Here is a 16,236-nt window from a genome sequence, read left to right on the forward strand (position 1 = left end):
GCGTGGCGGTGTTCGTGGCGGGGCAGGACGGCCGGACCGGCGAGGGGCCCACCAGCACGGCGACCTCGTCGGCCGCCGTGACCCGGCCGCCCGAGCAGGCGATCGATCCGGGGGCGGTCAAGGCGCTCGCGCCCCGGCGGCTGAAGGTCGTCTCCGACGGCGGTGCCACGGTCACCCTGCGCTGGACGCTCCCCGGCGCGGCCCGGGACTACCCGCTGGTGCTCCAGCGCGAGCCCGCGCACGGCCAGCAGACGACCGTGCTCGAACGCGGCGCCACCTCCACGCGGGTGCTCGGGCTGCGGCCACGCTCGGGGTACTGCTTCGTGGTCGGCGTCCCGCTCAGTATCGGCCAGGAGTCGACCACCGCCTGGTCGCGGCCCACCTGCATCCGCGGCGCGCGCCCCCAGGCCGCCCCCTCATCCGGCTGAGCCCCGGGCGCCCTTTTCGGACACAGGGTGGGTCGTGGGACGTCCTTGACTAGTTTCGTCCCAGGCGTATCTTTTTGTTTAGGAAAGTTTCTTAACGTATTCACATCGGAGCCGGAGAAAGCGCACATGACAAGAAACCGGGCCTTAGCCGCGTCCTTCACCGCCATGCTCACCGCGTCACTGCTGATGGCCACCGCGTCCAACGCCCACGCCGCCCCGACAGGCTGCAGCAGATGGCAGGACGGATACTGGGCCTACAGCAAGTGTACGGGCGGCACCGGCACGCATGCGGTCTCCGCGTACGGTATGCACGTGAACCCGGCGAACGGACCCTGGTCTGTGACCGGCCCACGGGTGGGAGTGGGCGAGACGTCAGCGGTCAACTTCCCGGGCACCATCCAGCAGGTCTACGTCGACCTGTACGACTGACCGACGCCACGCCCGGCTCGTCACCTGCGCCCGCCGAACGCCCAGTCGTGGACCTCTGTGCCGGTGTACCGGCCGGCCGTCAGGACGTCGCGCGCCGCCTCCGGGTCCGGTGCCCGGAGCAGCACCGCCGTACCCAGCCAGGCGGCGCCGTCGTCGGACAGCAGCGGCTTGTACGCGATCAGCTCGTCCCGGTCCGGCGGGACGAGGTCGGCGGCCTCACCGGAGCCGAGGCCCAGCACCAGATACCGGCCGCCGCCGTCGCTGCCGCCGGGGAAATCCCACATGGTGCGGCCCGGCACGTTGCCACCGGCGTAGCAGCACGTCCCGGTACACACCGGCCTGATAGTTGGGCTCGTCGAAGGCGAACGCCCGCGCGGCTGCGACATCGGGCAGGTCGACGATGTGCACGCCGCCGGTGGCCGTCTCACCGCCGCGGCCGAAGGTCGGGCCACGGGCGATCATCCCGGCCGCGTAGCGGTCCATGTAGGACCAGTGCTCCTCCAGCAGCTCATCCCGCAGCGCCGCGGAGCCGGGCCGGTCGCGGTGGTAACAGAAGAACCTCATGGCAAGCGCCGTCCGTGTCCTCAGGGGGTGGGGGTGAAGAGGCCGAGGCGGTGGGCGGTGGCGGCGGCCTCGCCGCGGGTGGCGGCGCCGAGTTTGTTCAGGATGTTGGAGACGTGGACGCTGACCGTCTTGACCGAGATGAACAGCTCCTCGCCGATCTCGCGGTTGCTGAGGCCGTCGGCGACCAGGCGGAGGACTCCGGTCTCGCGGGCGGTGAGGCCGAGCGGCGGGCCGTCCGCCGCGGGCTCGCCGCCGAGGGCGATCCGCGCCCGGCGGGCCAGGGCACCGATCCGGGTGGTCAGCGGGGCGGCGGCCAGCCGCAGGGCCGCCTCCGACGCCTCGGTCAGGCGCTCGGCCGCCGCGTCGCGCTCGCCGCGGGCGACGGCCGCCGACGCGGCCTCGAACAGGGCACGCGCCCGCGGGTAGGGCTGGCCGAGCGCCGCCCAGGCCGCGGCCGCCTTGTCCCAGGCGGCGACGGCCGCCTGCCCGCGCTCCTGCGCCGTGAGCGCGGCGAAGACCAGGCCGTGGGCGTGCTGGACGTCTCCAGAGGTGCCGATCGCGCCGGCGTACTCGTGCAGACCGGGGACCGGCGGCCCGCCGAGCGCGGCCACCGCGACCAGCAGCGACCAGGAGTAGCGGGGGCTGACCGTGAGGTCTTCCTCGCGCAGCGCGCGCGCCGCGACCTCCCGGGCCTCGTCGGCCCGGCCTCGCGCGGCCAGCAGGTCGATCTCGCGCCGTAGGTTGGGCAGCACGGTCTGGGCCCGGTAGGTGCCCCGCCGCAGCAGGTCGCGGACCTCGGTGAGCTGCCGCGCCGCGGTGTCGAGCCGCCCTCGGGCCAGGGCCACGTCGGCGGCGTAGCCGAGCAGGCTGGCCCGGAACGGCGGCGGCGGAACCAGCTCCTGGGCGTGCTCGATCACCTCCAGCGCCTCGTCCCACCGGCCCAGCGACACCAGCGGCTCGGCGAGGTTGATGGCCAGGAACGAGCCCTGGGTACGGGCCAGCCCGACGCGCGCGGCGTGGGCGATGCCGCGGCGGGCGACCTGCGCGGCCTCCTCATGGCGGCCCGCGCCCTCCAGCACGTCGGACGTGGAGATGTCGTTGCGGTTGACCGCGTGCGCGGCCGACGACCGCACGGCCAGCTCCCTGGCGGTCTCGAACAGCGGCATGTGCCGCGCGAGGTCGTGGTCGCGGCAGCGGACCCAGGCCACGGTGGTCATCGCCTGGGCCTCGGTGGCGGCGTCGCCCACCAGGTGGGCCACCTCGATCGCCTCCAGCGCCTGGGCCTCCTTCTCGGCCCAGTCGCTCGGCTCGTGCATCATCCGGCTGAGGTTTTCCATCAACTGGCCGCGCAGCTTGGTCGGCGGGTCGGCGGGCACCAGGAGCATGGCGGCGCGCAGGTCGTCGATGTAGCCCTCCCGCCCCAGGTCGTACTTGACCAGGCCGCGGGCCCGCAGCACGCGGGCGGCGCGCAGCGGCTCGGCCGTGGCGTCGATCTCGCCGAGCGCCGTGGTGGCCATGGCCAGCGCCCGCTCGAACTCCCCGGCCAGGTGCGCCACGGTGGTGCCGTGGCGCAGCACCTCCACCTGGTCGGCGCTGATCCGGGTGGCCGCGTCGGGCACCCGGTCCCACAGCTCCAGCACCCTGGTCAGCATCCGGAACTGCTCACCGTAGGCGGCCGACCGGCGAGCGGCGGCGGCCGCGTGCCAGGCGCTGACCAGCGCCTGGGTGGTGTCGTGGGCCTCGTGCCAGTGGTAGGCCAGCTCGATCTCGCCGCGCGGGGTGGGCAGCAGCTCGGGATGGGCGGCCAGGGCCTCGGCGAATCGGGTGTGCAGCCGGGAGCGCTCGCCGGGCAGCAGGTCCTCGTGGACCGCCTCGTGGATCAGCGCGTGGCGGAAGGCGTAGCCCTCGGCGTCGGCGGTGAGGACGTTGCCGGCCACGGCGGGCCGCAGCGCCTGGGACAGCTCGTGGTCGCCCAGCCCGGCGACGGCGGCGAGCAGGGCGTGCTCGATCCTGGCGCCTCCGGCGCTGGCCACCCGCAGCAGCTCCTGGGTCTCCTCCGGCAGCCGCTCCACGCTGGCCAGCAGCAGGTCGCGCAGCGAGTCGGGGACGGCGTCGCGCTCGCCGCCGAGCAGCGCCTCGACGAACAGCGGGTTGCCCTCGCTGCGGGCGTAGATCAGGTCGATGTCGGCCATCGGCGGCGCGCCGTCGAGGATGCCGGTGGCCTGCTGGATCACCTCGCGGCGGCTGAACCTGGGCAGCTCCATGCGGGTGACCCGCTCCATCCGGCCCAGCTCGGCGAGCATCGGGCGCAGCGGGTGCTTGCGGTGGATCTCGTCGGCCCGGTAGGTCACCACGATCAGCATGCGCGCGTCGGAGGGCTGGTAGCGGACCAGGAAGGTGAGCAGGTCGCGGGTGGAGCCGTCGGCCCAGTGGGCGTCTTCGATGACCAGCACGGTCGGCTCGCGCTCGGCGAGCCGGTCGAGCAGGCCGAGGACGTGCTCGAACAGCCGGGCGCGGGTCTGCGGGCCGTCGTCGTCGGGCTCGCCGAACTCCGGCAGCAGCCGGGCCAGCCCCCTGGCCGAGCCGCCGGGCAGCAGCGCGGCGATCGACTCATGGCCGAGGTCGCGGGTCAGCGTGCGCAGCACCGCCGCGAAGGGCGCGAACGGCAGGCCGTCGTGACCCAACTCAAGGCAGCCGCCGACCAGCACCCGGGCATCGCCGCCCGCGCGGGCCGTGAACTCGCGGATCAGGCGGGTCTTGCCGACCCCCGCCTCGCCGCCGACCAGCACGGTGGAGGCGCTGCCCTCGCGCGCCAGGCCGAGGGCGCGCGCCAGGCTCGCGAGCTCGCCGGACCTGCCGACGAACTTCGGGCTCACCGCTCGCGTGCTCACACCCAAAGCATGCCATCCGCTACCGACGTTTCCCGGCCGTCGCTCATCGGCGCAGGCTGCGCGGGTGCAGCCGGCGGCGCAACCGGCGTACGGCGGGGGTGCGCCGGACGATCGGGCGATGTACGGCGTCGCTGCGCCGCCACGCCTCTTCGGCGTCCTCGTTGGCGACCTGCTCCGGGGCGAATCGCACATAGTTTGACATATGCGCCACTGGCGTGAGATGCGACACCAGGTCCATCGCCGTGCGCGTGGCCGCCGCGCGCGGTCACCTCCTGGGCGGTCAGTGCGCTGTCCGCCGACAGCCCCAGGTCGTCGCACGCCTGCCGCCAGGCGCCCGCGACCCGCGCGCCGGGGTCGCCCGCCGTACGCCTGCGGCGACGCCGCCACCAGGGCAGCGCCGCGGCCAGCAGGAGGTAACAGACGGCGAGCGCGACGGCGGTGAGGACGCCGACCAGCCACCAGGCGGGCCCGCCGCCGGGGGTGGCGCGTCCGTCGCCACGGTCGGTCTTGGGCCGCGGCTTGTTCTCCGTCGCCTTGCCGAGCTGCTCCTTGAGCCGCTGGCGGTCCTTCTCCACTGCGGACACGACGTCGTGGCGGTCCTGGGAACCGCTGCGCGGCGGCGTCGGGTCGAAGGCCAGCCACCCCACGCCGTCGAACTTCACCTCCGCCCAGGCGAGCACGTCGCCGGTGCGGACATGGAAGGCCCCGTCCGCGCGCTCGCCGGGGCGGAAGCCGACCACGACCCTGCTGGGCAGGCCGAGGCTCCGCGCCAGCAGCGCGTACGTGGACGCGAACTGCTCGGAGGTGCCGCGGCGCGACTGGCGCAGGAAGTAGTCCAGGCCGGGCAGCGAGTGGCCGGGCGGCGCGGTGATGTCGTACTTGGCCGCCGAGCGCATGAACGACTCCAGGGCCTCGGCCCGCTGGTAGGGCAGTTCGGCGCCGCCGGCCGCCTGCCGGGCCAACCTGGCGAACGCGGCGCGCTGCGGCCCCTCGGGGAAGTCCAGCAGGGCGGGGTCGGCGGTGGCGGCCGAGTTGTCCAGGTCCGCCGCCTCAGGGCGGGCGATGCGCGAGGTGACCTGGTAGGTGAGGCCCTTCTTGGGGTCCGTGGTCGCCACGAGGGAGCCGCTTTCGGGGTCGGCGGCCACCTTCGGCACCCCGGCGACCCACGTCGGGCGCTGCGCGGCGGGCAGCCAGCGGTCCCGCAGGCCGGCCAGGGTGAGCGTCTGCTGGACGGTGTAGAAGCGCCCCTGCCGCTCCTCGTCGGGCACGCGTCCGCCGGTCGGGCGGAACTTGGCCGATGACGTCCAGCGGACCCCGTCGTAGCGGTCGAGTACGGCGAGCCGCCAGTTCAGCGGCGTCTGCGAGCGAACGGTGAACAGGTCGGTCTCCGGCCGCCGCAGCCAGGCCGAGACCCGGTCCAGCGGGCTGACACTGTCGAAGCGGACCGGTTGCGGCGGTACGGCGTCGGCGCGCGGGTTGTACGGCTCGGCCGCGACCGGCAGCAGCGGGCCGAGCAGCATCGCCACGGCGGCGAGCGCGGCCAGCGCGGGCACTCCGGCCGCCGCCCACAGCGGCGGCCGGTCGTCGGCGAGCAGCGACAGCACCGCCACCAGCGCCAGCAGGGCGGCGGCCACCCGGAGGTTGGAGCCGGGACCGTCCACGCCGAGCAGCAGCGCGGCCACGAACACCGCGATGGCCGGCAGGCCGGGCGCGGCGCGGGTCATGGTGCGGGTCACCAGTTCGGCGCGATCAGCGCGGCGGCCCACACGAGGGTGTAGACGAGGATGAGCAGGGCGGGCTCGCCGTGGGCGGGCAGCAGCGTGGTGAGCAGGGCGTGCCAGGAGTTCGTCAGATCGGTCAGGGCGCGGGCGGCCACGGCGGGCTGCGTCTCGCCGTACACGAACACAGCACGAGCGCGCCGCCGCCGCGCGCCAGGCGCACCGCCTCGGTCACCCCGGACTCTCCCGGCGTCACGGTGGCCAGCCGGTCCAAGATGGCCTTTGCGTCGGCCGGCCCGCCCTTGACCTCGGCCAGCAGGCCCCGCCCGGTCACGACCTTGACCGGGAAGCCCGCGCCCGCCGCCGCGACCGCCACAGAGGCCGCCGCGTCCACCGCGGTCTCGAACAGCTGGGCCGACGCGTACGCGCCCTCGCGCGTGTCGAGCACGACCGTGGTGCCGGGCAGGCTGGCGTCCACCAGCTGGCGGACCATCAGGGTGCCGGTGCGGGCGCTGGACCGCCAGTGGACGTGGCGCAGGTCGTCGCCGACGACGTACTAACCGGCATCGCGGCCAGGATCTCCCCCACCAGGGCGCCCGCCGTGCGCTCGCGCAGCTCCGCCTCCGGGGTGAGCACCAGGCGGTGCGCGAGCACCGGCGCGGCCAGCGCCTTCACGTCTTCCGGCACCACGTAGTGCCGCCCGGCCGCGGCGGCCCGCGCCCTCGCCGCGCGCAGCAGCGCCAGGCTGGCGCGCGGGTTCGCGCCCAGCCGGACCTCCGGCGAGGTACGCGTCGCGGCGACCACGCCGACCACGTAGTCGTAGATCGGGTCGGCCACGTGGATGCGCGTCGCGAAGTCGATCATCCCGGCCACGTCCGAGGCGCGGGCGACCACCAGCAGCCGTTCCACCTGGGGCCCGGTCGGCATCCCCTTGAGCACCTGGACCTCGGCGGCGTGATCGGGGCAGCCCACGGAGATCCGCATCAGGAACCGGTCGAGCTGCGCCTCGGGCAGCGGGTAGGTGCCGTCCATGTCCACCGGGTTCTGGGTGGCGACGACAAGGAACGGACGGGGCACCGGATGGGGTTCGGAGTCGACGGTCACCCGGCGCTCCTCCATGACCTCCAGCAGCGCCGCCTGGGTCTTGGGCGAGGCGCGGTTGATCTCGTCGCCGAGCACGATGTTGGCGAACACCGGGCCCTGGTGGAACTCGAACGTCCTGGACACCTGGTTGAAGATCGACACGCCGGTGATGTCGGAGGGCAGCAGGTCCGGGGTGAACTGGATGCGCCGCCAGGCGGCGTCCACGCTGGCCGCGACGGCGCGGGCGAGGGTGGTCTTGCCGGTGCCCGGTACGTCCTCGATCAGCAGGTGGCCTTCGGAGAACAGGCAGATGAGGGCAAGTTCGACGGCTTCGCGCTTGCCGCGGATGATGCGCTCGATGTTCTCGGCGAGCAGGTTGAAGCGCTGCGCGAACTGCCCGGCCAGCGCGGCCGTCTCGTTCTGGGGTCCGCTCTGCTCGGCGTATCCGGCCCCGTTGTGCGCCGGGGCGGCCCGGTGACCGCCCTGGGAGGCGTGGCCGGGGGCCGGGTCCTGGCCGCCGTAGGACCCGTAGCCGTCCGGGGAGGCATGGCCGCCGGCGTGCCGCGGGTAGGGCTGCTCGCCGAGGTGGTCCTGGTGGCCTGCCGCTCCCCCGTGGTACGGCGGGCCGGACGTGTGGCCCGGCAGGTCGTACGTCCCGTAGGACGTCTCCTGCTCCCGGTAGCCGCCGCCCCCGTGAACCGGCTGCTGCCCATACTGCTGATCGCTTACTGAGTCGCCCCCTTCTCAGTCCTCGCACTGGAACAGCGGGGCGGCCGGGAGACCGCCCTTGGGCGTGGCCATCAGCGTGTCGCTGATGTAGGCGACGCCGCCGTTCCATTCGATGCGGTTCCAGACGTCGCTGGTGCCGCCCTGCTCGTTGTCGGTGATCGTCTTGCCCTTGGTCTGGCAGATCACGGTGAGCGACCGGTACTCGCCCTTCGGGATCTTGCCCACCTCACAGCCGCCCTGGGGGCCGCACTGGATGAGGGAGTCGGTCGTCCCGTTGTTGGCGTTCTTGTAGGACTGCGTCGGATAGGCGAGGTCCACCGACCACGCGCCCACGTCGGCGAGCCGGGGGTTGGCGCTGGACACCCCCACGCCGAAAACGGCCGCCGCGACGACCAGCGCGCCGACAATCGCCGCAGCGACGACCGCGGTGGCGCGGTCACCACGCGGTCTGGCGATCTTCACCCTGTTCACCCCGTGCGCCAGATAACCCGTGCTTTGCCCCCGATTTACCGAACGTCACCCTAGCGCAGCGTCACGGGCCGACCTCAACGTTCCAACCATTGCTGATGTTTTCCGCCCGGTTCCTCGTGGGCGGCGATTCGCGCGGTCCAGGATTGTCGGCCGCAAGCCGTACCGTAGTGCGCGTGCCCGAGACCGACCACGAGATCACGCTGGACGCCGCCCTCAGCGAGGAGGCCGTCCTCGCGACCTACCGTCGCATGTTCGCGGCGCTCGCCAGGGACAGCGGCGCGGTCGTGGACGATCCGGCGTTCGTCGACATCGCCGAGACGCTGTTCGCGGCCTTCGCCGAGGCGGGCGAGGACTGGCTGACCCACGAGCAGATGCGTTACGCCTGCCGCGCGCATCCCCCCGACCTGCTGGACAACCGGCTGCGGGTGCTGAAGGGGCTCGGCGCCATCCGCGAGGTCTTCCCCAAGCCCAACCAGCTTCGCTACCGCGCGTCGTTCACCAGCGTGGTGGGGCTGATGTTCATCCGCCGGATGATGGACGACGGCGGCCAGTCCGAGATGCACCGGCTGCTCGCGCTGGAAGACCTCAACGTCGCCGACCCGCGCACGACCATGGAGCAGGCCGCCGAGAGCGCGGGCAACCTGGCGCGCGCGTTCCGGCTGTGGGCCCTTGAGCTGATCACGCTCAGCGCCGGCACCATCGAGGAGCTGCGCGAGCAGGCCCCCAAGCTGTGGGGCACCGAGGAGATCGCCCGCCGCGCGCAGGGGCTGCACGGCACGATCCTCACCCGCTGGCCGCAGCTCGACCGCACCTGCACCGAGCTGCGCGCGGCGATCTACGCCTACAGCGACGCCTCCCGCCGCGCGGCGGGCCGGCTCGCCGACTCGGCGGGCACCACGCGCAATCTCACCCTGCTGCCGTCGGAGACATGGCGGACCTTCACCCAGACCGCGTCCAAGGAACGGCTGGCCGCGGTGCTCGACGGGTTCGTCTTCGACGCGCCCGCGCCCTGGCACGACCCCGCCGAGATCGTCCACGCGGTCGATGAGGCCCCGCGCCCGGCGCCGGCCGCGCCCACGCCGCCCCGGTCGGCGCTGCCCGACGACGGGCCCGCCGACTCCCTCGACGGCGGCACCGCGAGGGCACTGCGCCGGCTGGCCGAGGTCGCCGAGGAGGCGCTGGCCGGCCGCGACTCGGTCCCCGTCCAAGACCTGCTCGCCCACTCCGGGGAGTGGGTCTCGGCCCGCCGCCTGCTCGCCGACCTCGCCGCCGCCGACCTCAACCCCGAGCTCCCCTACCGCCTGCGCTGGTCCGCCACCCTGACCGCGATCCCGGGCGCCGAGCCCGCCTGGCTGTCCCACGGCCACCTGGAAAGGACCGGCCGTGACGATGACTGATCCGCGTGACCTGGTGGCCGGGGGCTCCGCCCGTGAGGCTGCCGCGCATGCCCGGGCGCGGGCGACCGGGCCGCTGGTCTTGGCTCCTGGGGAGGCCGCGGCGGCCGGGATGGCCCGGCTGGCGCGTGGGGATGGGCCTGAGGTGGCGGTGCCGGTGTGGCCGGATGGGGCGAGTCCGTCGCTGTTGCTCGAATACCAGGTCGCCCCGATCTCGGCGGAGCGGTCCGGTGAGGCCAGGCGGGTGCTGGCCGCCTGCCTGAAGTGCTGCTGGAGCGACCTCGCCGCCGACCCGTGGCCGGGCGGGCCCGCGCCGGTGGAGACCGTCCTTTCCGCGTACCGGGCGCTGATCGGGCGTACCGACGACCTGATGCGCAACTGGGCGATCGGCGCGCTGCGCCGGTTGCACGACTCGGCGTGGATCGTGCTGGCCGACGGCGAGGTACGGCTGGGCCCGCGCTGCGCCACCTGGCCCGCCGAGTCGCACGCCCAGCTGCGCGAGCTGATGGGCCGCCTCCCCGACCCCGGCGACACCGTGACGGCCCTGCCACTGGCCGAGCCGCCGCCCGGCACGGAGTCCGCCGTGCTCGCGGGCGAGCCGCTGGACGACGACCTGCTCGGCGCGTTCGACGAGCGGCGGCGGGCCGAGCTGGTGGCCGCCTTCATGGCGGTCGAGCACGCCGCCGAGCCGGTGCAGGAGGTCCGGTTCGCCGCGCTGCGCGACCCCGCACTGCGGCGCGCGCTGGCGGAGATGCTCGCGCGGCGCGGCCGGGTGCTGATCCAGGCCCGCGAGCGCTGGACCACCGGCTACGACGAGGCCGCCGCCGCCACGGCGGGCAGCACGCTGGGCGAGGCCGAGCGCGCGGTGCTCGTCCTGGTGCTCGTCCACTCGGTCGCGATCCCCCGGGCCGAGGGCCTGCTCGGCGAGGACACCTGGCTGTCCCCGCACCCGGCCCCCGCCGAGGAGCTGCGCCGCCACACCCAACTGCCGATCGGCGAGCTGGACGCGGCCCTGCGCACGCTGCGCCAGGCCGGGCTGCTGACCCAGGTCAAGGCGGGCGAGGAGGCCGGAGGTTACGTACCGGGGCCGCAGTTCCACCGGCTCACGCCGGCCGCCAGGAAGCGCCTGCAGGAGGAGCTGATCCTGGCCGCCGGGCCCAACACCCCGCTGGCGGCGGCCGTCCGCGCCAAGCGCAGGCCCACCGGCGGCCCGCCCGCGACCCCGGACCATGCCGGCAACGTGCGGGAGAGAGACGAGCGGTGACACGGGTAGAAAACCTCGTCGGCGACAGGGCGCTGATCGCCGTGCAGGCGGTCAACATCTCGCGGCTTTCCACGCACCCGGTGCCGACCGTGCCCGGCACGCTCATCGTCGTGGCCGGAGCCGGGCCGAAGGACTCCAACGGCGCGGGCAAGTCGTCCTTCATCGCCGCGATCACCGCGCTGCTCGGCGACGAGCAGTGGCGTTTCGCGTCCGGCGCCAAGGCGGTCTCGGAGCTGCTGTTCAACGCCGAGCTGGCCACCGGGGGCGGCGGCAGGCAGTGGGCCAGCGCCGACCATGGCTACATCGTCGGCGTCTTCGACACGCCCCCGGGCGGGCAGACGGGCCCGGAGGCGGCCGCGGGCCCGGTCACCGTGTGGCTGCGGGTCAACCAGGAGGCCCCGCACCTGGAGATCCGCTGGACCGGCGGGGTCTACCTGGCCTCCGCGGCCTCCGAGGCCGAGCGGGTGGCCAGGGCCGACGAGATGTGGCTGACCCTGCCCCGTTCGGCGGGCCGCCGCGACATCGTGGCCCGCGACCTCACCAAGGTCCTCTACGGCGACCGGGTGCGCTGCGTGTCCTTCCTGTCCACGTCCGTGCGCAGCAAGGTCGCCACCAACCTGCTGTCCCAGCCGCTCAACGAGATCTCCCCCGAGCGCATCTTCGAGGCCGTGGCCGCCCTGACCGGCCTGGACGCCGAGCTCGACCAGGAGCGCGAGGCCAGGCGCGACGAGCACGCCAAACGCGTCCGAGCCGCCCAGGCCGTCGCGCGGCTCCAGGAGTTCGAGGCCGAGTCATGCACCCTGATCGACGCCTTCGACCGGCGCGACGAGGCGCGCGTCCGCCTCGCCGACGCGCTGCGCTGCTGGAAGGGCAGGCTCGCCCGCCGGGTCGCCGACACCGCCGCCCGCGACGCCGCGCTCGCCGCCGAGCTGTCCCGGCACCAGGCCGCGGAGCAGGCCGCCGCATCGGCCATGGCCGAGGTGAAGGCCGAGATCGCCACCCTGAAGGACGACACCCTTGACCGGCGGCTCGCCGAAGCGCGCAAGGAGTTGGCGGAGGCGCAGGCCAGGGCGGCGTCCCTCACCGCCGACCGCGCCGTCGCCGAGAACTCCGCGGACGAGCTGCGCGGCCAGATCCCGGCGCTGGAGGAGTTGCGCAGGCTCGCCGACGGCCGCGCGGTGGCGGCCGCCGAGGCGGAGGTCGCGGCGGCCAGGCAGCGGCTCAACCTGGCACTGAAGGCGCTCGGCGTGGCCGACCAGGAGGTCTCCGGCGCGTCCGCGGCGCTCGACGACGCCGAGGGCGGCCCGGCGGCGGCGCAGTTGCGCGCGCTGGCCGAGCGCGGCGTGGCGGCCAGCGGCCTGCTCGACGCGATCGACGTGGCCGAACAGGCCCGCGACCACGCCGAGACCCGCGCCCTGCGCGGCTGGCCGCACGAGCACGCCGTACTGATCGACGCGGCCGACCTCGACTCCGCCGCCGCGGCGCTGGCCGGATTGCCCGGTTCGGTGCTGGTGAGCGCGGCGGGGGTGACCGTCGTCGGGGCCTTCGAGGCGGTGGCGACCGGCAGGGAGGCGCGGATCAAGGCCGCCGAGCAGCGCCTGAACCGCGCCCGCGACACGCAGGAGGAGGCCGCCGCGCTGGTCCGCGCCTGCGAGGACGGCGTGGCCGAGGCGGCGCGCCGGCTGGAGGGGGCGCGGGCGGCCGACCGGCTGGCCGAGATCGAGCGGCGGCTCGCCGAGCGCCGCGAGCGCCTGACCGACCTGACCGCCGCGCTCGCCGAGCTGGCCCCCAAGGTCACCGCGGCCGACCGCGAGGTCGGCGCACTCGACTTCCGGGCCCGCACCCGCGACATGGAGATCGAACGGCTGGAGTCCCGCCGCGCCCGGCACGACGGCGAGCTCGCCCAGGCCCGCGCCGAACAGCAGCGGGTCGGCGCGGAGCGCGCCGCGCTCGGGCTGGCCGAGCTGGTCCGGGCCTTCGACGGCGAGGCGGAGGGGGCCGTCGAATGGCTCGCCGCGCTCGGCGAGGAGGAGCGGCCGCTCACCGCGGAGGAGTGGTGGCGGGCCGCCGAGCGGCACCTGGACCGCGCGCTGCGCGACACCTTCCCGGGTGAGGACGAGGAGATGCCGGAGGAGCTGCGCTTCCTCATCCGCGAACGCACCGAGCCGGGCGCCGGGCGTACGGCGCGCGAACAGGCCACCTTCCCCGGCGTGTGCGCGGCCCTGGCGTCCTACCTGCGCGGCCAGGAGGAGTACGAACGGCACCAGCGCCGGCAGATCGAGACCCAGCTCGCCACCCGGCAGCGCGACCTGGCCGCCGCCGCCACCGGCGCGGAGGAGGCCGCGCGCTCGACCGCCGTACACCGGGCGGCGCTGACCGCGGCGATCAAGGCGCGGCTGACGCGGGTGGCGGAGGAGTTCGAGCGGCTCGACCTGGCCTACGGCGGCTACGGCGCGACCATCGAGTTCCCCGTGCCGCCCGCGCCGGCCGATCCCGAGCAGCGGTGGGCCTGGAAGGTCGTGCCGAAGTGGCGGCGCGGCGAGGGGCAGGGCTTCGTCCCCTACAACCGCAGGGCCAACACCGCGCTGATGGACGAGAAGGCCGTCAAGCTGGTCTGCGCGGCGGCCATCGCCTCCTCCGGCGGCGGGCACCTGTGCCTGGTCCTCGACGAGCTGGGCCGCAACCTCGGCAAGGAGCACCGCAGGGAGGCCGTGGCGCTGTTCCGGCGGATCGGCGAGACCTACGGCATCACCGTCATCGGCGCACTCCAGGACGACATGGAGCCGTACGCCATCGACGCCTGCGGCCAGTACATCAAGCTGCGCCGCTCCTCCGACGCCATGCCGTACAACGAGCCACCGGTGATCGTGGGACACGACCAGCACGCCGAACGAGTCCGCGAACTGGCCGCCTACGTCACCGAGTCCCGCCGCCCCGCCGATCCCCCGGCCTGACCCTCCGGGCCCGGGGGGTCAGCCCGTGCGGGCGGTCAGTCCGGAGCCGGTGCGTGTCTTGGTGACGACGAGCTGGGTGGGGATGCGGGTGCGCAGTTCGGCGACGTGGCTGACGATGCCGACGGCCCGGCCGCCGTCGCGCAGGCCGTCGAGGATGTCCAGGACGCCGTCCAGGGTGTCGTCATCCAGGGTGCCGAAGCCCTCGTCGACGAAGAGGGTGCCGATCTCCACGCCGCCGGCCTCGGCGCTGACCACGTCGGCCAGGCCGAGGGCCAGGGCGAGGGAGGTCACGAAGCTCTCGCCGCCGGACAGGGTGGCGGGGTCGCGGTCCACGCCGGTCCAGCCGTCCAGGACGCGCAGGCCGAGCCCGCCGCCGGAGCGCTTGCGGCTGCCCGCGGTCTTGCGCACGTCGTACTGCAGCAGGTAGCGCCCGCCCGACATGTGGTCCAGGCGGTCGTTGGCGGCGTCCACGACCTGGCGCAGCCGCTCGCCGAGCACGTACGACGACAGGCGCATGTCGAGCGTGTTGTCGGCGGAGGTGCCGCCGGCCAGCTCCGCCAGCCGCCGGGCGAGCCGGTGGCGTTCGCGGGCGGGCCGCCAGCGGGCCAGGCTCCCGGTCAGCTCGGCGGCCAGGGCGGTGAGCCGGTCATGCCGGTCGCGGGCCTGGTCGCGGCGCGAGGAGCAGGCGGCGTGGACGCGTTCGGCGGCATCGTGGCGTTCGGTCAGGGCGGGCAGGTCGGGGTCGGGCGCCTCGGCCGCCGCGCGTAGCTCGGAGTCGGCCAGCAGCGCCGCGACGGCGGCCGACTCGGCGTCCAGCGCGCGCAGCCGTTCGGTCAGCTCCTCCAGCTCGGCGGCCGGGCGTACGGCGGCGCGGACCTCGTCAAGGCCGCCGAACCCGGCCTCCGCCGCCGCCTCCCCCGCCTCGGCGCGCGCGGCGGCGGCCTCGGCCGTGGCGGTGCGGGCGAGCCCGGCGGCCTCGGCGGCATCAAGCAGCAGCGCGGCCTCGGCGGCCAGCCGGTCCAGCCGCGCGGCCAGGCTGGGGTCCTCGCCCCTGGCCTCGTCGATCAGCGCGCCGAGCCGGTCGGCCTCGGCGGCTGATCTGTCCCGGCGGGCGCGGGCGGCGGCCAGCTCCGCGGCGGTCCGCCTGCTCTCCTCCTCCGCCGCGGTGCGCTGCGCGGCCAGTCGTTCCGCCAGCGCGCCCGCCTCGGGCGCGGCGGCGGCCAGCGCCCGCAACCGGGCCGGTTCGGCCTCGGCGGCGCGTACGGCCTCCTCGGCCTCCTCGGCGGTCAGCTCCGGGTCCGGTACGGCGGCGCGGGCCTCGGCGAGCGTCACGGTCAGCTCGGCGACCCGTCCGGCGGCCTCCGCGGCGTCGCGCAGCAGCGCGCATTCGGCGGTCAGCCGGTCGCGGCGCTCGGGCAGCGAGGCGTCCTCGCCACGGGCGGCCTCCAGCCGGGCGGTGAGCCGTTCCAGCTCGGCCCGCGCCCCGGCGAGGGCGGCGGCGGCCTCGGCGATGGCGCCTGCGGACTCGGCGGCGCGGTCGCGGGCCTCGTCGAGATCGGCCTGCGCGCGGGCCGCCTCCTCGGCCAGGGCGGCCTCCTGATCAGCGGCCTCGGCCAGCTCGGCGAGCCGCAGTTCGGCATCGGCCAGGACGGCGGCGGCCTCTTCGGTGGTGGCGCCCTCAGCCCGGTCCGTGGCCTCCCTGAGGCGGTCGGCGAGTACGGCGGCGTGGCTCTCGGCGGCCTGCCTGGCGTCCTGGGCCTCCTGGTGGCGGAGTTCGGCCTCGGCCTCCTCCTCAGGGGCGAAAGCCTGTTCCTCGGCGGGGCGGGGGTGATCCGGGGAGCCGCACACCGCGCAGGGCTCGCCGGGGACGAGGCTGCGGGCCAGCTCGGCCGCCATGCCGTCGATCCTGGCCTGGCGGGCGGTGAGCAGGCGGTCGCGGAGGTCTTGGGCGGTGTCGGTGGCCAGCAGCCTGGCCCGGTGGGCGGCCTCGGCCTCGGGGATGAGGGAGTCGCGCAGGCCGGCCGCCTCCAGCAGGTGACGGGCCGCGTCGCGGGCGGCGTCGGCGGCGGGGATGGCGGCGGTACGCGCGCGCAGGTCATCAAGGCGGGCGGTGGCCTCGGCCAGGCGTAGGGGGAGGTCGGCGAGCGCGGCGCGGGCCGCGGCCTCGCGCTGCGTCAGCTCCTCGTACTCGGCGGCCAGCGCGCTGATCTGCTCGCCCAGCTCATGGACCCGCGCCTCGTCGCCGCGCAGCGCCTCAAGTCCGGCCAGCTCATCGCGTACGGCCCGCTCCTGCCCCGCCAGCCGCTCCCGC

The 16,236-nt window shown here is 75.2% G+C and carries 15 protein-coding genes; 6 read left to right on the forward strand and 9 right to left on the reverse strand.

All coding sequences use genetic code 11. The features are described from left to right. Together C1I98_RS41530 and C1I98_RS19600 are read left to right on the forward strand one after the other, a co-directional pair. Window positions 1-428: fibronectin type III domain-containing protein (locus C1I98_RS41530; protein WP_158558102.1), on the forward strand; the 428-nt coding region annotated here is incomplete at its 5' end. 126 nt (window positions 429-554) lie between these two features. Further along, window positions 555-857: a hypothetical protein gene (locus C1I98_RS19600; protein ID WP_146607525.1), complete on the forward strand. Its 303-nt coding sequence runs from the start codon at window positions 555-557 to the stop codon at window positions 855-857. A 20-nt stretch (window positions 858-877) separates the two neighbouring features. Here the strand turns inward: C1I98_RS19600 and C1I98_RS44020 are convergent, their stop codons facing one another. The 7 genes from C1I98_RS44020 to C1I98_RS19625 are packed head-to-tail and all read right to left on the reverse strand — an operon-like array spanning window position 878 to window position 7,518. Beyond that, a complete protein-coding gene (locus C1I98_RS44020; protein ID WP_233508005.1) occupies window positions 878-1,096 on the reverse strand; it encodes a hypothetical protein in 219 nt (72 codons plus the stop codon). Continuing rightward, on the reverse strand, window positions 1,074-1,421 hold the full coding sequence (locus C1I98_RS44025; protein ID WP_233508006.1) for a YciI family protein: 348 nt from the start codon (window positions 1,419-1,421) through the stop codon (window positions 1,074-1,076). The genes C1I98_RS44020 and C1I98_RS44025 overlap by 23 nt, the downstream gene beginning before the upstream one ends. A gap of 20 nt (window positions 1,422-1,441) precedes the next feature. Continuing rightward, the gene (locus tag C1I98_RS45335; protein WP_111168895.1) at window positions 1,442-4,312 is read right to left on the reverse strand and encodes a helix-turn-helix transcriptional regulator; all 2,871 of its coding nucleotides are present in this window, start codon (window positions 4,310-4,312) and stop codon (window positions 1,442-1,444) included. Then, window positions 4,309-6,048: a transglutaminase TgpA family protein gene (locus C1I98_RS19615; protein ID WP_111168896.1), complete on the reverse strand. Its 1,740-nt coding sequence runs from the start codon at window positions 6,046-6,048 to the stop codon at window positions 4,309-4,311. Before C1I98_RS19615 ends, C1I98_RS45335 begins: the two co-directional genes overlap by 4 nt. Then, window positions 6,045-6,188, reverse strand: a complete 144-nt coding sequence (locus C1I98_RS41535) for a hypothetical protein (protein WP_158558104.1) — start codon at window positions 6,186-6,188, stop codon at window positions 6,045-6,047. The genes C1I98_RS19615 and C1I98_RS41535 overlap by 4 nt, the downstream gene beginning before the upstream one ends. Beyond that, window positions 6,170-6,568, reverse strand: coding sequence for a DUF58 domain-containing protein (locus tag C1I98_RS19620; RefSeq protein WP_111168897.1), 399 nt, complete (start codon window positions 6,566-6,568; stop codon window positions 6,170-6,172). The genes C1I98_RS41535 and C1I98_RS19620 overlap by 19 nt, the downstream gene beginning before the upstream one ends. After that, the gene (locus tag C1I98_RS19625) at window positions 6,523-7,518 is read right to left on the reverse strand and encodes an AAA family ATPase (protein ID WP_111168898.1); all 996 of its coding nucleotides are present in this window, start codon (window positions 7,516-7,518) and stop codon (window positions 6,523-6,525) included. Before C1I98_RS19625 ends, C1I98_RS19620 begins: the two co-directional genes overlap by 46 nt. Here C1I98_RS19625 and C1I98_RS40585 point away from each other — a divergent pair. Next, window positions 7,402-7,845 carry a hypothetical protein gene (locus C1I98_RS40585; protein WP_146607526.1) on the forward strand — a complete coding sequence of 148 codons (444 nt, stop codon included), beginning with the start codon at window positions 7,402-7,404 and terminating at the stop codon, window positions 7,843-7,845. The genes C1I98_RS19625 and C1I98_RS40585 overlap by 117 nt on opposite strands. A 12-nt stretch (window positions 7,846-7,857) precedes the next feature. Here C1I98_RS40585 and C1I98_RS19635 read toward each other — a convergent pair whose 3' ends face one another. Continuing rightward, window positions 7,858-8,304 (reverse strand): hypothetical protein, encoded by a 447-nt coding sequence (locus tag C1I98_RS19635; protein WP_111168900.1) that lies wholly within the window; start codon window positions 8,302-8,304, stop codon window positions 7,858-7,860. 182 nt (window positions 8,305-8,486) lie between these two features. Here C1I98_RS19635 and C1I98_RS19640 point away from each other — a divergent pair, with 182 nt between their 5' ends. The 3 genes from C1I98_RS19640 to C1I98_RS41540 are packed head-to-tail and all read left to right on the forward strand — an operon-like array spanning window position 8,487 to window position 13,925. Continuing rightward, window positions 8,487-9,710 (forward strand): hypothetical protein, encoded by a 1,224-nt coding sequence (locus tag C1I98_RS19640; RefSeq protein ID WP_111168901.1) that lies wholly within the window; start codon window positions 8,487-8,489, stop codon window positions 9,708-9,710. Continuing rightward, window positions 9,703-10,971 (forward strand): hypothetical protein, encoded by a 1,269-nt coding sequence (locus C1I98_RS44040; RefSeq protein ID WP_233508008.1) that lies wholly within the window; start codon window positions 9,703-9,705, stop codon window positions 10,969-10,971. Before C1I98_RS19640 ends, C1I98_RS44040 begins: the two co-directional genes overlap by 8 nt. Next, the gene (locus tag C1I98_RS41540) at window positions 10,968-13,925 is read left to right on the forward strand and encodes a coiled-coil domain-containing protein (RefSeq protein WP_158558105.1); all 2,958 of its coding nucleotides are present in this window, start codon (window positions 10,968-10,970) and stop codon (window positions 13,923-13,925) included. The genes C1I98_RS44040 and C1I98_RS41540 overlap by 4 nt, the downstream gene beginning before the upstream one ends. 18 nt (window positions 13,926-13,943) lie before the next feature. Here C1I98_RS41540 and C1I98_RS19660 read toward each other — a convergent pair. Then, on the reverse strand, window positions 13,944-16,236 hold a 2,293-nt coding region (locus C1I98_RS19660; RefSeq protein ID WP_267898059.1), incomplete at its 5' end, for an SbcC/MukB-like Walker B domain-containing protein.

This window comes from Spongiactinospora gelatinilytica (assembly GCF_003236385.1).
GTDB classification, from domain to species: Bacteria; Actinomycetota; Actinomycetes; order Streptosporangiales; family Streptosporangiaceae; genus Spongiactinospora; species Spongiactinospora gelatinilytica.